Source organism: Ectothiorhodospira sp. 9100, from assembly GCF_022227565.1.
Classification (GTDB): Bacteria; Pseudomonadota; Gammaproteobacteria; order Ectothiorhodospirales; family Ectothiorhodospiraceae; genus Ectothiorhodospira; species Ectothiorhodospira marina.
The window spans coordinates 1-13,178 of the sequence record NZ_JAJNAN010000039.1; the positions used below are offsets into that span (position 1 = coordinate 1).

A 13,178-nucleotide genomic window follows, 5' to 3' on the forward strand; every position below is an offset into this window, starting at 1 on the left:
GGGCTCCCATCCATGAAGCTCCCTTCTCCCGTTGGGGGAGAGGGCTCCCATCCATGAAGCTCCCTTCTCCCCTTGGGGGAGAAGGGTTGGGGATGAGGGGAGGGGGGGCACCGTGCCATCAGTCATTTCCCCTGCTTCAAGCTGCTCGCTCCCCCCGCAACCGGGTCGGGCTGCCCGCTTGCGCCCGATACACCGCCGCCTGCGAAGGCGCCAGCGCCTCACGGCCCCGGATGTGGTCGGCAATCTTCTCGGCCATCATGATGGTGGGCGCATTGAGGTTGCCCGTGACGATGCGCGGCATGATGGACGCATCCACCACCCGTAGTCCCTCCACACCATGCACCCGTCCTTGGTCGTCCACCACGGCCATTGCATCATCCTTCGTGCCCATGCGGCAGGAACCGCAGGGGTGATAGGCCGTCTCGGCATGGTTGCGCACGAACTCGTCCAGTTCCAGGTCCGACGTCGCCTGGGCCCCGGGGGCCAGCTCGCGGCCCCGGTAACGATCCAGCGCCGGCTGGGCCATGATCTCCCGGGTGAGTCGGATGGCGTCCCGGAACTCCCGCCAGTCCTGCTCGTGGCTCATGTAATTGAACCGAATGCGCGGCGCCTTGAGCGGATCCGGGCTGGCCAGACGCACATGGCCGCGGCTGGGGGAGCGCATGGAGCCTACATGGGCCTGGAATCCATGGGCCTCCACTGCCTGAGTGCCGTTGTAATTGATGGCGATGGGCAGGAAGTGATACTGCAGATTGGGCCAGTCGAAGCCCGTTTCACTGCGGATGAACCCCGCCGCCTCGAACTGATTACTGGCCCCGACGCCGCGTCCTCCCAGCAGCCACTGGGCACCGATCCAGGGTTGATTCCACCATTTGAGTGCCGGATACAGACTGATGGGCTCCTTGCACTCGTACTGCACGTAGATTTCCAGGTGGTCCTGCAGGTTCTCGCCCACGCCGGGCAGCGCATGGGTCAGAGGGATGCCTTGCTCGCTCAGTTCCTGAGCCGGGCCGATCCCTGAGCGCTTCAGGATGGCCGGCGAAAGGATGGCGCCGGCGCAGATCAGTACCTCCTGTTCGGCACGGACCTCCTGGCGGCGACCCCGCTGGATGTAACTCACACCTCGAGCGGTCTGGCCTTCCATGATGACGCGATCGGTAAGGGCGTGAACCTGGATGTCCAGGTTGGGCCGCTGCCGGGCCTGATCCAGGTAGCCACGCGAGGTGCTGGCGCGGCGCCCTCGGGCCGTGGTGGTGCGGTCCATGGGGCCAAAGCCCTCCTGCTGGTAGCCATTCACGTCCTCGGTACGGGGGTAACCGGCCTGCTCACCCGCCTGGATGAAGGTATGGAACAGGGGGTTGTTATCCGACTTCGGGGTGGTGACATACAATGGCCCCTGGTCTCCATGGTAGTCATTGGCACCGATATCCCGGGTTTCGGCCTTGCGGAAATAGGGCAGGCAGTGGGCGTATTCCCAGCCGGGCAGGTCGAAGTCACTGGCCCAGTGGTCATAGTCCAGGGCGTTGCCGCGGATGTAGCACATGCCGTTGATCAGGGAGGAGCCGCCCAGCCCCTTGCCCCGCCCACAGTCCATGCGTCGCCAGTTCATGTGGGGTTCCGGCTCGGTCTGGAAGGCCCAGTTGTATTGTCGCCCCTGCAGCGGGTAGGCCAGCGCAGCGGGCATCTGGGTACGAAAGTCCAGCCGCCAGTCGCGGCCACCGGCCTCCAGCAGCAGCACCCGGGTGTCCGGGTCTTCGGTGAGGCGTGCCGCCAGCACGGCCCCGGCGGAGCCGGCGCCGATGATGATGTAGTCGTATGTATTTGTTTTCATGGGGTAATGCCCCTTGGTTGAATGGGTTGGGGGTGCACAGATGGGGGCGTGCCCTCCGTTACCCCCTCATCCCCGACCCTTCTCCCCGAGGGGAGAAGGGAGGAGAGCCTGAGCCCCTCTCCCTTTTGGGGAGAGGGGGTGGGGTGAGGGGCGCGGAGCCCCCCCGTCAAAACACGCTCTCCACCTCTCCCAGTTCCACATACACCGACTTGCGCTGGGTGTAGTGCTCCAATGCCGCCAGCCCGTTCTCCCGCCCAAGCCCCGATTGCTTGTATCCCCCCACCGGCATCTCCACCGGCGAGAGGTTGTAGGTATTGATCCAGCAGATCCCGGCTTGCAGCTGATGGATCACCCGATGGGCCCGGGCCAGATCGCGGCTGAATACCCCCGCCGCCAGGCCGTAGCGGGTGTCATTGGCCCGCTGGATCACCTCTTGCTCGGAGTCGAAGGATTGCAGCACCATCACCGGCCCGAAGATCTCCTGGCGCACGATGGGGTGATCGTCGGGGCAATCGGCAAACACGGTGGGGGTTACGAAGGCACCATCCGGGGCCGACGCGGGGCTGAGGGTCTCACCCCCGATGAGCAGCCTGAGGCCATCGGCACGGGCCCGGTCGATATGGCTCATCACCTGATCCCGGTGGGCCTGGCTGACCAGCGGCCCCAGGTTGGTCTCGGGATTCATGGGATCCCCGGCACGGATCTTACCCATGCGTTCCAGCAAGCGCGCCTCGAACGCTTGGCGGACGGACGATTCCACGAACACCCGGGTGCCGTTGGTGCAGATCTGGCCGCTGCTGTAGAAATTGGCCATCAGGGCCGCGCTCACTGCCTGCTCCAGGTCTGCGTCGGCAAAGATGATCAGGGGCGATTTGCCTCCCAGTTCCATGGTGACCTGCTTGAGATTGCTGCTTGCCGAATCGGCGGTGACCGCCTTGCCCGTTTCCACCTCACCCGTGAACGAGACCTTGGCAATCTCCGGATGACCGGTCAGGGCGCGCCCCGTGTCCGCATCTCCTTGCACCACGTTGAACACCCCCTCCGGCAGCCCGGCCTCGGTGAGGATCTCCGCCAGCGCCAGGGCCGAGAGTGGCGTGACTTCACTGGGCTTGAACACCATGGCATTGCCCGCGGCCAGCGCCGGTGCCGCTTTCCAGCAGGCGATCTGCAAGGGGTAGTTCCAGGCGCCAATGCCTGCGCACACCCCCAGGGGCTCGCGGCGGGTGTAAATGAAGGCCTGCTCCCCCTGAGGGATCTGTTCACCCTCCAGCGCCATGGCCACACCAGCGAAGTACTCCAGTGCGTCTGCCCCCGTCTGGATGTCCACGGCGGTGGTCTCGCTGAGGGGTTTGCCGGTGTCCAGGGTCTCCAGGGTTGCCAGCGCATCGTTCCGCTCGCGCAGCAGGTCCGCAGCCCGGCGCAGCACCCGGCTCCGTACCATGGGGCTCTGGGCGGCCCAGGCTCGCTGGCCCTCGCGGGCTGATTGCACGGCGGCATCCACCTGCTCCGGGGTGCTGCTTTGCACACGGGCCAGGGTCTGGCCCGTGGCCGGGTTGACCGTGTCGAAACACTGGCCGTTGGGGTCGGTGACCCGGCGGCCATGAATGTAATTGCCCTGCAGTGGGTCGATCTGAGGAATGGGCATGGGAGGCTCCGGAATGTCAGGTGGGTTTAAAGGCCCTGCGCGAGCCAGAATCGGGCAGTGTCCCGCGCCAGACGGCGGCAGCCCGCGATGTCGATACCGTCGGGGTGCAGCGCGCCGCGCAGCCACAGGCCGTCGATCAAGCCAGCCACCGCGCGGGCCGCATCCCGTGCCTGAGCGGGCGGCAGGCGTTTGCGGAACTGGTGGCACAAATTCGAATATAGGCGCCGTTCGTTCACCCGCTGCAGTCGTTGCAGCGCGGGTTGGTGCATACTGGATGCCCAGAACTCCAGCCAGGTACGCATGGCGGCCCGGTTGGTCTGGGTGGAATCAAAATTGCCATCGATGATGGCGTCCACGTGACCCTCCACATCATCGACATCCAGGCCCTGGCGGCGCTCCGTGACGGCCTGACCCAGTTCAGTGAGCAGATGGCGCATGGTGGCCTGCATCAGTCCGGACTTGCCGCCAAAGTAATGGCTGATGATGCCGGTGGACACCCCCGCCAGTCGGGCAATGCGCGCAATGGTGGCATCTGCCAGTCCATACTGGTGAATGGCTGTCAGATTGGCCCGGATGAGTTGTTCGCGGCGTCCGTTAAGTGATTCGTTGTAAGGCATGATCCATCTCTAGCCGAGGAAACTGCGCTCACTCTAACGAAAATTGAATGATCGTTCAATCTGTGTTTGAATGAACGTTCAATTAGCATCCGATCCACTGTAAGGGAGAGAACCTGTTTATGGCTTCATTACCCCGAATCCTTACCGCCGGTGCGGCGGTCCTCACGCTGGCAGCCCCCTTTGCTACCCCGGCGGCCACCGAAGAACCCGAGGCCTGTGGCCAGGTGCGCTTTGCCGAAGTGGGCTGGACAGATATCACGGCCACCACCGCCACGGCCCGTGTGGTACTGGAAACCCTGGGCTACGACACCACCAGCCTCACCGTGTCGGTGCCCATCGCCTACGGCGGTCTGGCCAATGACGACTTCGATGTGTTCCTGGGCAACTGGATGCCCAGCATGGCCAGCATCATCGAACCCTACGAGACCCGTGGTACGGTGGAGACGATCGCCACCAACCTCACGGGCGCCAAATACACGCTGGCGGTTCCCCGGTATGTGCACGATGCGGGCGTCACCCACTTTGCGGATCTGGCAGCGCATGGCGGGGAGTTCGATGGCCGGATCTACGGTCTGGAATCGGGTAATGACGGTAACGAGATCATCCATGACATGATCGACCAGGATGCCTACGACCTGGGTCGATTCCAGCTGATGGAGTCCAGTGAGGCGGGCATGCTGGGCGAGGTGCTTCGCAGCACGGGCAACGGGGATTGGATTGTGTTCCTGGCCTGGGAGCCTCATCCGATGAACACCCGTTTCGACATTGCCTATCTGGAGGGGGGCGAGGATTTCTTCGGCCCGGACTTCGGTGCGGCCACCGTGCACACCAATGTGCAAACGGGCTATGTGGATCGTTGCCCCAATGTGGGTCAATTCCTCAAGCAACTCAGCTTTACCCTGGAGATGGAAAACCACCTCATGGATCAGATCATGAACCAGGATGTGGATCCCAAGCAGGCGGCCCGCCAGTGGCTCCAGGATAACCCCGAGGCGATGGAGCCCTGGCTCGAAGGCGTCACCGACCGCCAGGGCCGTCCCGCGCTGGAAGTGGCGAAAGAGGCCGTGGGGGGCTGATCTTCGCGCTGCCAAAGCCACTTCCCCAGGAGCAACACTTCGTGCCTGGTGCCTGGTGGGAGCGGCCCTTGGCCGCGAAGGGCTTTTCGAAAAAGACTTCGGACTGTCCGGACCTCGGGGTGTCCGGGTTCCTGTAAGCGGGCTTCAGCCGCAGGAAGCGGCTGCAGAGCCTACAGGGACGTATTGACGGCGTCCCGCTGTAAGGAATCCGGACACCCCGAGGTCCACTCCGATCTCTGTCCTGGCTGCGAGGCCGAGGGTTTCGCCCTTCGCGGCCGAGGGCCGCTCCCACGGGGACGCGTCGTCATGAAGCCGGATAAAAGCTTCACGACCTGGGCCGCTCCCCCGGGGGCGGGGCTCGCGCCAGCGGTGGCATTGGACTGTCGGTTGCCTTGGCTGGATCCCTGCGGGGCTGCCTTCCATCCGGATAGCTTGCTGACCTATGCTGTGGCCTGACCCCAGCCCCACAATCCCCCCCCATGCCCCCCAATCACTTAGCAAAGCTCCCGCTGATGCCCCGACGCTTCGGCAGGCTCTCCTCGTTGACGCTGGCCTTCGTCGCCTGCTGGCCGGTGTCGGTCGCGGCGACCACCTGGGAGGACTGCGCCCGGATCGACGCGGATGACGAACGCCTGGCCTGTTACGACGCACTGGCCGGGGAGCGGACGGATGCGGCCCCCGCCACGGAAGGGCTCACCGCCATCGAATTACCCGAGTCGGAGCCAGCCGAGCCGCCCGCCCGTGAGCCGGCACAGAGGCGTTCCAGTTCCCGGCTCGCCAGCACCTGGGGTTTCTCGCCCGACTCCGATTCGCACATGCTGCGGGTGCATCAACCCAACTACTTCTTGCTGGCCCGGTACTCCGACCGAACCAATGACCGGCCCTTTGCCCCATTGGCAGACATCAATCCCGTCGCCGACCAGGACCTGGACTCGGTGGAGGTCAAGTTTCAGCTCAGCTTCAAGGCACGCCTGTGGACCACCCATGACCGTCGCTGGGGGGTGTGGGCCGGGTACACCCAGCAGAGTCAGTGGCAGGTGTACAACGAGGACGTCTCGCGCCCGTTCCGGGAGACCAACTATGCGCCCGAGTTGATCCTGAGCTACCACCCCGGACTGCATCTGGGTGGCTTTGACTGGGAGGTGCTCAACCTGGGCTTTCTGCATCACTCCAACGGTCGTTCCGAGATCCTTTCCCGCAGTTGGAATCGGTTGTATGCCGGTGTGGGTCTGGAGCGGGATAACCTGGCGCTCATGGGGCGATTGTGGTATCGCCTGCCTGAAGGGGATCACCAGGACGATAACCCGGATATCACCGACTACTATGGCCACGGAGACCTCACCGTTTCGTATGGCCAGGGGGGCCATCGCTTCACCGGCACAGTGCGTGGCAATCCGTCCACCGGTCGGGGTGCGCTGTCAGCAAGCTGGACGTCGCCGCCCGTGCTCGGACCGCTGCGCGGCTATGTGCAGGTCTTCTCCGGCTACGGCGAGAGCCTGATCGATTACAACTGGTACCAGAACACACTGGGCCTGGGGGTCACCCTCAATGACCTGGTGGACTGATGCGTTGAAGCAGGTTCACTCCATGAGGTCCATCGAGCCGATTTCCAGCACGAATGGCCCGGGTGCCTTGTCGGCCAGCATGAATCCCACTTGACGGATGCGGGACGGGTCCAGCAGCGGAGCATCCGGCAACACACGGCCCCGGTAGACCGGCTCAAAACCGCTGAAGGGCAGTTGCACTTCCTGCCATTGTCGATCCGTGGTGGCAAAGTGCTGGCGGTAGGCCATGGCGTCATCGTCGGTGTCGCTGCGCAGTCGTAACTGATACGTGCGTCCGTCGCCACGCACCTGCAAACGGATGCCGCGGGCCTGGCCCATTCCAAGGGCCTCGGGCGCACGGCGTACGGAGGCAAAGCCGCCGCTGTTGGCCAGGGAAATCTCACCGGTGAAGACCGCTACCCCGTCCTCGCTGATGTCAAAACGGCTGCGTGACAGCCCCCCCATGATGCCGTCATTGATGACGTGCCAGCGCGCCGTCTCATCGGGTGCATGCAGGTTGATCAGTGTCGTCATCATTCCCTCCTGGATCGAGAAGAGTCGTGGCTGGATCCGGTCTTGAATCACCCTATCATCGGAAACGGGTATCAAGCGATTCTCCGGCAGCATGCCGGTCATGATCCTCTCGGGCGGGCCCCACACGCCGTCCAGATACCCCGCCTTCTTCAACTGCGGTACCTGGCGCTCGATCCAGGCCTGACGTTCCAGCACATAGGACGATGGCCGGTTGGCCCGTAGGCGGACAGGGCCCGGCAGCACCGCCGCCAGGCGGGCCGCCTCCGACTGGGTGAGGGCACTGGCCGCTTTGTCGAAGTAGGCCTGGCTGGCAGCTTCCACCCCGTAGATATTCGGTCCGAACTGGGCGGCGTTGAGATACACCTCCAGGATGCGCTGCTTGGGCCAGAGCCACTCGATGAATACCGTGAGATAGGCCTCCACGCCCTTGCGCAGTACGCTGCGTTCTGGCCACAGGAACACGTTCTTGGCTGCCTGTTGGCTAATGGTGCTGGCGCCCCTGAGTCGCCCCCCTGCGCGATACTCCCGGATGGCTGCGCGGATGGAACCGAAATCAAACCCACGATGATTCATGAAGTTTTGATCCTCGGCGGCGATCACCGCATAAGCTGCCTCGGGGGCGATGTGATCCCGGGACACCCACTCATGGCGCACCGGCACCTTGTACCCGGAGGTTGCGCTGGAATTCTCATGCCGCAAGATGAAGGCGGTGGTGGGCGGATCCATCCAGCGCAGCCCGCCGATCACAACGGTCGTGGAGACCAGCAGCACGAGTGCGATGCCAACCAGAAGGCGGGCCATCAGGCGCCGGAATGACCAGCGACGGTAGGGGGGGCGATTGCGTCTCACAGGGGCAATATCGCAAGTTCGCGGCAAATTTTCCATTATCCACAAAAGCTGTGGATAACTCTGTGGAGTATCTGTCCGAAACGTTGGCCAGGCCGCATGGCGTGGGGGGTTGTGTTTAAACTGGTCAATTTGTAATCAATTTGTTAACTATTTGTTTTTTATTGATTATTTTTAAAACGATTTAACCATGAAAAGTTGAGAGACCTCCTGGTGCATTTTTTACGCGCCCCCTCGGCCTTGTGCATAATGTCAAGCATCCAGGGGCCTTTCGGACTCGATTTACCCAGCCGGATGGCCCCGATGACCCTTTCCTGCATGGATTCCGCCCACCTTGCACCGTTTCATTCTTCCCGCACTGTTGCTGATGACCCTGCTGCTGGGAACGCCGGCCTGGGGGCAGACTGATTGGCAACTGGACATCGGTGATCTGCGAGGGGAGGGCTGGTCCATGACGGGGGTGACGCTGCGTCTGGGGCTGGCCGAGGAGGCGGACACCCTCCATCTTCAGGTGGCGCGCCTGCGTCTGCCCCATCCGGTGGGGGTGATCCAGGACCTGGAGGTGGCCTGCCCCGGCGGACATCTGCAGAACACCCGTTTGAGGTGTCCCTCCCTCCGGGTGTCCGGGCGGCATCCCTGGCTTGAATTGCGCCAGGTACCGGGGCGGCTGGATCTGGGTTTTGAGGGGCGTCTTGACCTGGAACTGGAAGGACTCCCCCTGGCGGATGGGCAAGTGGGCCTCTCCATCAACCATGATGCGGGTGCCTGGGCGTTAAAGGCCCGTGGGCGGGCCCTGGACTGGCGGGAGATCCAGGGCCTGGCGGAAAGGATCGGGCAGCCCCTGGAGGATCGCCTGCCTGATGGCTTCCAGATGGCAGGTCAGCTGGATTTGGACTTCCGGGCCCGGGGTGGGATGGATGGCATCCATTTTACCCAAGGCCGCGCCGTGTGGGATGAGGGCGCCTTTGCCAGCGCGGTGGGCACCCTGGCAGGGGAAGGGCTCGGCATGGCCCTGCAGTGGGATGCACAACGGACGGGGGCGGCCTGGCAGGGGGATCTGGTGCTGGACTGGGAGACGGGTGCCGTGTATGTGGATCCGGTCTTCGTGGAGGCCGATGCCGCATGGCCGATGCAGTTCAGCACCCGGCTGAACTGGCGGGAGGGCAGGCTGTCCGCAAAGGATCTGACCCTCTCCTGGGGGGATGATCTGCGCCTGGCGGGGGAGGCGGGTCTGGATGTGGCCGATCCGTCCCATAGCTTGCAAGCCACCCTGAACGTGGACCGGGCCAGGCTGCCGGCGGTGTACGAGACCTTTGTGAAGCCCTTTGCGTACGGCACGGCCCTGGATGACCTGGACACCGGTGGCCTGATCTCCGCACGCCTGAAAATCCGTGAGGGCACCTTGCGGCAAGTGGCCCTCACGTTGGCGCAGGTGGATGCGGACGATCGCATGGGTCGCCTGGGGCTCTATGGTCTGGATGGACGATTGATCTGGAAGTCTGATGGAACGGCGCCGGTGAGTCACGTCTCCCTGGAAGGCGGCCACCTGTATCGTATTCCCGTGGGCATGACGCGCATGCCACTGCAACTGGAGCGGGACGGCATCCGGCTGATCCAGGAGGCGCGCATTCCGATACTCGATGGGGAGTTGCGGGTTCATGGCCTGGAGGCCCGGGGGCTACGCAGCGAAGATCCTTTGATGACCTTTGAGGCGAGTGTCATGCCCATCTCCATGGAGCGTCTGGCGGCCACCCTCGGGCGCCCCCTGTTCACCGGGACCCTGGCGGGCAGCATCCCCCGGGTGCGCTATCAGGACGGCGAACTCACCCTGGGGGGGCGCCTGGTGATCCAGGCCTTCGATGGCATGATCCGCGTCGGCAACCTGCGCCTGCGGGATCCCTTCGGTGTGGCACCCGTGCTCTGGGCAGATATCGAGATGGACACTCTGGATCTGGCCTCCATCACCAACACCTTCGAGTTTGGCCTGATCGAGGGGCGCCTCAAGGGCCATGTACGGGACATGATCCTGGTCAACTGGGAACCGGTGCGCTTCGATGCAGCCCTCTACACGCCTCTGGATCAGCGCTTTCGGCGCCGCATCAGTCAGCGGGCCCTGGACAACCTTGTGAGCCTCGGCGGCGGTGTCGGTGGCATGCTGGGCACAGGATTCCTGCGTTTCTTCGATTCCTTTGGCTACCGGCAGTTGGGGCTGTCGTGCCAATTGCGTGGGGAGGTGTGCCTGATGGATGGCGTGGCGCCCGCACCGGATGGTGACGGGTATTACATCATCCAGGGTGCTGGCCTGCCGCGCGTGGAGGTGATCGGTCACACGCGCCAGGTGGCCTGGCGAGACCTCATCCTGCGCCTGCAGGCAGCGGTGGCTTCAGGGGAGGTGAGTATGGGGGATGAAGGCCCTTGATGGCCCGGTCCTGTGCTATCGTCCCGCCATGAACGCCCCCGAACTGCTCGCCCCCGCCGGCACCCTCAAGAATCTGCGCTACGCCCTGGCCTACGGCGCCGACGCCGTCTACGCCGGGATGCCCCGCTATTCCCTGCGGGTGCGCAATAATGACTTCGCCTCCCTGGAATCCTTGGCCGAAGGCATCCGTCTGACCCATGCGGCCGGACGGCGCTTCTTCCTCGCCGCCAATATCAGCGCCCATCAGGCCAAGCTGGCCACCTTTGCCCGGGACATGGCGCCTGTGGTGGAACTGGGGCCCGATGCGCTGATCATGTCCGATCCCGGGCTGATCATGCAGGTGCGCGAGCGCTGGCCCGACATCCCCGTGCATCTCTCCGTGCAGGCCAATACCGTGAATGCCGCCAGCGTGCGCTTCTGGCAGGGTCTGGGGCTTGGCCGGGTCATCCTCTCCCGGGAGTTGTCCCTGGGGGAGATCGAGTCCATCCGTCAGGCCTGCCCCGATATGGAACTGGAGGTGATGGTGCACGGGGCCATGTGCATCGCCTATTCCGGACGTTGTCTGCTGTCCGGCTATTTCAATCATCGCGACGCCAACCAGGGTGCCTGCACCAACGCCTGTCGCTGGCGGTATCGCCTGTACGCGGCCGACGAAGACGCTGGTGGCGATCTGATCCCTCGGGACGATGCCTCTTCGGCCGGTCGCCATCCCCTGGCGGGTGAGCCTTTCCTGCTGGAGGAAGGTGAGCGCCCCGGGCAGCTCATGCCGGTGGAGGAGGATGAGCATGGCACCTATATCCTCAACTCCATGGATCTGCGGGCAGTGGAGCATGTGCAGCACCTGGTGGCGATCGGCGTGGATGCCCTGAAGATCGAGGGTCGCACCAAGTCTCATTTCTATGCCGCGCGCACGGCCCAGGTGTATCGCCGGGCCATCGACGATGCCACCACCGGTCGGACATTCGATCCTGCCCTGCTGGATGCCCTGGAAGGGCTGGCCAACCGGGGCTACACGGATGGCTTTCTCACCCGGCCCCGGGAGCGCACCGCCCAGAACTATGCACGCGGACACTCCGAGTCCGACCGGCGGCTGTTCGTGGGAGAAATCGAGGCCTATGACCCGGCCTCGGGATTGGCCCGCGTGGACGTGAAGAACCGCTTTTCGGTGGGTGATCGCCTGGAGATCATGACCCCCGCGGGGAGCCGCGAGGTGGTGCTCGATGCCATCACGGGTCGCGAGGGCCTGCCCGTTGAACAGGCACCTGGGGCCGGTCATCGGGTCTCCATTCCCTTGCCGCCAGGGGACTATCACATGGGCCTGATCCTCAGGCATGTGAACACACCGTCTTCCCCTTGATGCCGGCGTCGGGGTGGCCGAGACTATCCACCAGGAACCCTCATTGTACTGGAGATCAACCATGACCCCGATTGCCCGATATGCGCCCCCTCTGGCGTGGTTCGGTCTGGCCTTCCTGTTATCCGCCTGCGTGACCATCAACATCTACTTTCCGGCGGCGGCGGCGGAGGATGCGGCCCGCATCATCGTGCGCGACGTGCTGGGCGAGGCGGAGGAGCAGTCACCTCCAGCCCGGGAAGACTCCGGGGAATCCAGGGCGCCGGATCAGGGAGCCCTGCGGGAGATGGGGGGGCGGGTCATGGTGGCGCTGGTCAACGGGTTGATCTCTCCGGCCCAGGCGCAGCAGCCGGACATCAACATCCGCTCCTCGGCCATCGATTCCCTGCGGGCCTCCATGCGCCAGCGTGCCTCGGCCCTGCGGCCCTATTTCCAGTCCGGGGCGGTGGGTTTCACCAGTGATGGCCGGGTGGCGGTGCGCGACCTGAATGCCGTGCCCCTGCGGGATCGTTCCTCCGTGCAGCGCCTGGTCGCCGAGGAGAACGCCGACCGCGACGCCCTGTATCGCGAGATCGCTCGGGCCAACGACCGGCCGGAATGGGAATCGGATATCCGCAAGACCTTCGCCCGGGTCTGGGTGGAGGAGGCTCCCTCCGGCTACTGGTACCAGGATGACCGCGGCCGCTGGCAGCAAAAATAGCCGTCGTTTCCAGGGAGGGGCTGGACGTAGGCGGTTGAGCCCCTCTCCCCTTGGGGAGAGGGGTTGGGGTGAGGGCGCCGCCCCCGGGTTAGCCCTCAGGAGGCTCCGTTCGCCCCCAATGCCTTGAGTACCGCATCGGCCGAGCTTTCCACCACCTGCCGGGGCTTGTCCACGCCGAGCCACTGCAACTCGCCATTGTCCACGATCATGGCGTAGCGTCGGGAGCGAATGCCCATGCCGCTGCCGCTGGCGTCCACATCCAGACCGACGGCGCGTGTGAAGTCGGCATTGCCGTCGGCCACCATGAGGATGCGGCCACCCACCTCGTGGATCTCCCCCCAGGCATTCATGACGAAGACGTCATTCACGGCCACGCACATCACCCGCTCGATGCCGGCGGCCATGAGTTGCTCGTGGCGGGCAATGAAGCCGGGCAGGTGGATGCCCGAGCAGGCAGGGGTGAAGGCGCCGGGAACGGCGAACAGGGCCACCTTGAAGCCGGTGAACAGCTCGGATGTGGTCACGGGGTGATCCCCCGAAGGGGTCATGATCCGCAGCGTGACCTCGGGCATTTGATCACCGATCTGGATGGTCATGGCAGGATCCTCCTGG

General features: G+C 64.3%; 10 protein-coding genes. 5 read left to right on the forward strand and 5 right to left on the reverse strand.

The window, feature by feature from the left end; genetic code table 11:
* Positions 1-136 precede the first annotated feature (136 nt).
* The 3 genes from betA to betI all read right to left on the reverse strand — a co-directional run bounded on the left by betA (position 137) and on the right by betI (position 4,093).
* Positions 137-1,831: a choline dehydrogenase gene (betA, locus tag LPW29_RS11475; RefSeq protein WP_238628118.1), complete on the reverse strand. Its 1,695-nt coding sequence runs from the start codon at positions 1,829-1,831 to the stop codon at positions 137-139.
* Between the two features lie 166 nt (positions 1,832-1,997).
* Positions 1,998-3,476, reverse strand: coding sequence for a betaine-aldehyde dehydrogenase (betB, locus tag LPW29_RS11480; RefSeq protein ID WP_238628119.1), 1,479 nt, complete (start codon positions 3,474-3,476; stop codon positions 1,998-2,000).
* A 26-nt stretch (positions 3,477-3,502) separates the two neighbouring features.
* Positions 3,503-4,093: a transcriptional regulator BetI gene (gene betI / locus LPW29_RS11485; RefSeq protein ID WP_238628120.1), complete on the reverse strand. Its 591-nt coding sequence runs from the start codon at positions 4,091-4,093 to the stop codon at positions 3,503-3,505.
* Positions 4,094-4,212: 119 nt separating this feature from the next.
* Between betI and choX the strand changes: the two genes are divergently transcribed.
* A complete protein-coding gene (gene choX, locus LPW29_RS11490) occupies positions 4,213-5,169 on the forward strand; it encodes a choline ABC transporter substrate-binding protein (protein WP_238628121.1) in 957 nt (318 codons plus the stop codon).
* 512 nt (positions 5,170-5,681) lie between these two features.
* Positions 5,682-6,734, forward strand: coding sequence for a phospholipase A (locus LPW29_RS11495; RefSeq protein ID WP_238628122.1), 1,053 nt, complete (start codon positions 5,682-5,684; stop codon positions 6,732-6,734).
* 15 nt (positions 6,735-6,749) lie between these two features.
* Here the strand turns inward: LPW29_RS11495 and mtgA are convergent, their stop codons facing one another.
* Positions 6,750-8,096 carry a monofunctional biosynthetic peptidoglycan transglycosylase gene (mtgA, locus tag LPW29_RS11500; RefSeq protein ID WP_238628123.1) on the reverse strand — a complete coding sequence of 449 codons (1,347 nt, stop codon included), beginning with the start codon at positions 8,094-8,096 and terminating at the stop codon, positions 6,750-6,752.
* A gap of 331 nt (positions 8,097-8,427) precedes the next feature.
* On the opposite strand from mtgA, the gene LPW29_RS11505 reads away from it, so the two are divergent.
* From LPW29_RS11505 to LPW29_RS11515, 3 genes are all read left to right on the forward strand, one after another.
* Positions 8,428-10,512 (forward strand): hypothetical protein, encoded by a 2,085-nt coding sequence (locus tag LPW29_RS11505; RefSeq protein ID WP_238628124.1) that lies wholly within the window; start codon positions 8,428-8,430, stop codon positions 10,510-10,512.
* A 28-nt stretch (positions 10,513-10,540) separates the two neighbouring features.
* Entirely contained in the window at positions 10,541-11,869 is a 1,329-nt protein-coding gene (trhP, locus tag LPW29_RS11510; protein WP_090254587.1) for a prephenate-dependent tRNA uridine(34) hydroxylase TrhP, read from the forward strand.
* 61 nt (positions 11,870-11,930) lie between these two features.
* Complete coding sequence (locus tag LPW29_RS11515) at positions 11,931-12,566, forward strand: YdbL family protein (protein WP_238628125.1); 636 nt, start codon at positions 11,931-11,933, stop codon at positions 12,564-12,566.
* Positions 12,567-12,661: 95 nt separating this feature from the next.
* Here LPW29_RS11515 and LPW29_RS11520 read toward each other — a convergent pair whose 3' ends face one another.
* Positions 12,662-13,162 (reverse strand): peroxiredoxin, encoded by a 501-nt coding sequence (locus tag LPW29_RS11520; protein ID WP_238628126.1) that lies wholly within the window; start codon positions 13,160-13,162, stop codon positions 12,662-12,664.
* Positions 13,163-13,178: the final 16 nt, after the last annotated feature.

What these genes read in the sequence shown, in the direction of transcription:
- betA (WP_238628118.1), bottom strand. Translation starts at nt 1,831, where the DNA reads ATGAAAACAAATACATACGACTACATCATCATCGGCGCCGGCTCCGCC.
- betB (WP_238628119.1), bottom strand. Translation starts at nt 3,476, where the DNA reads ATGCCCATTCCTCAGATCGACCCACTGCAGGGCAATTACATTCATGGC.
- betI (WP_238628120.1), bottom strand. Translation starts at nt 4,093, where the DNA reads ATGCCTTACAACGAATCACTTAACGGACGCCGCGAACAACTCATCCGG.
- choX (WP_238628121.1), top strand. Translation starts at nt 4,213, where the DNA reads ATGGCTTCATTACCCCGAATCCTTACCGCCGGTGCGGCGGTCCTCACG.
- LPW29_RS11495 (WP_238628122.1), top strand. Translation starts at nt 5,682, where the DNA reads ATGCCCCGACGCTTCGGCAGGCTCTCCTCGTTGACGCTGGCCTTCGTC.
- trhP (WP_090254587.1), top strand. Translation starts at nt 10,541, where the DNA reads ATGAACGCCCCCGAACTGCTCGCCCCCGCCGGCACCCTCAAGAATCTG.
- LPW29_RS11515 (WP_238628125.1), top strand. Translation starts at nt 11,931, where the DNA reads ATGACCCCGATTGCCCGATATGCGCCCCCTCTGGCGTGGTTCGGTCTG.
- LPW29_RS11520 (WP_238628126.1), bottom strand. Translation starts at nt 13,162, where the DNA reads ATGACCATCCAGATCGGTGATCAAATGCCCGAGGTCACGCTGCGGATC.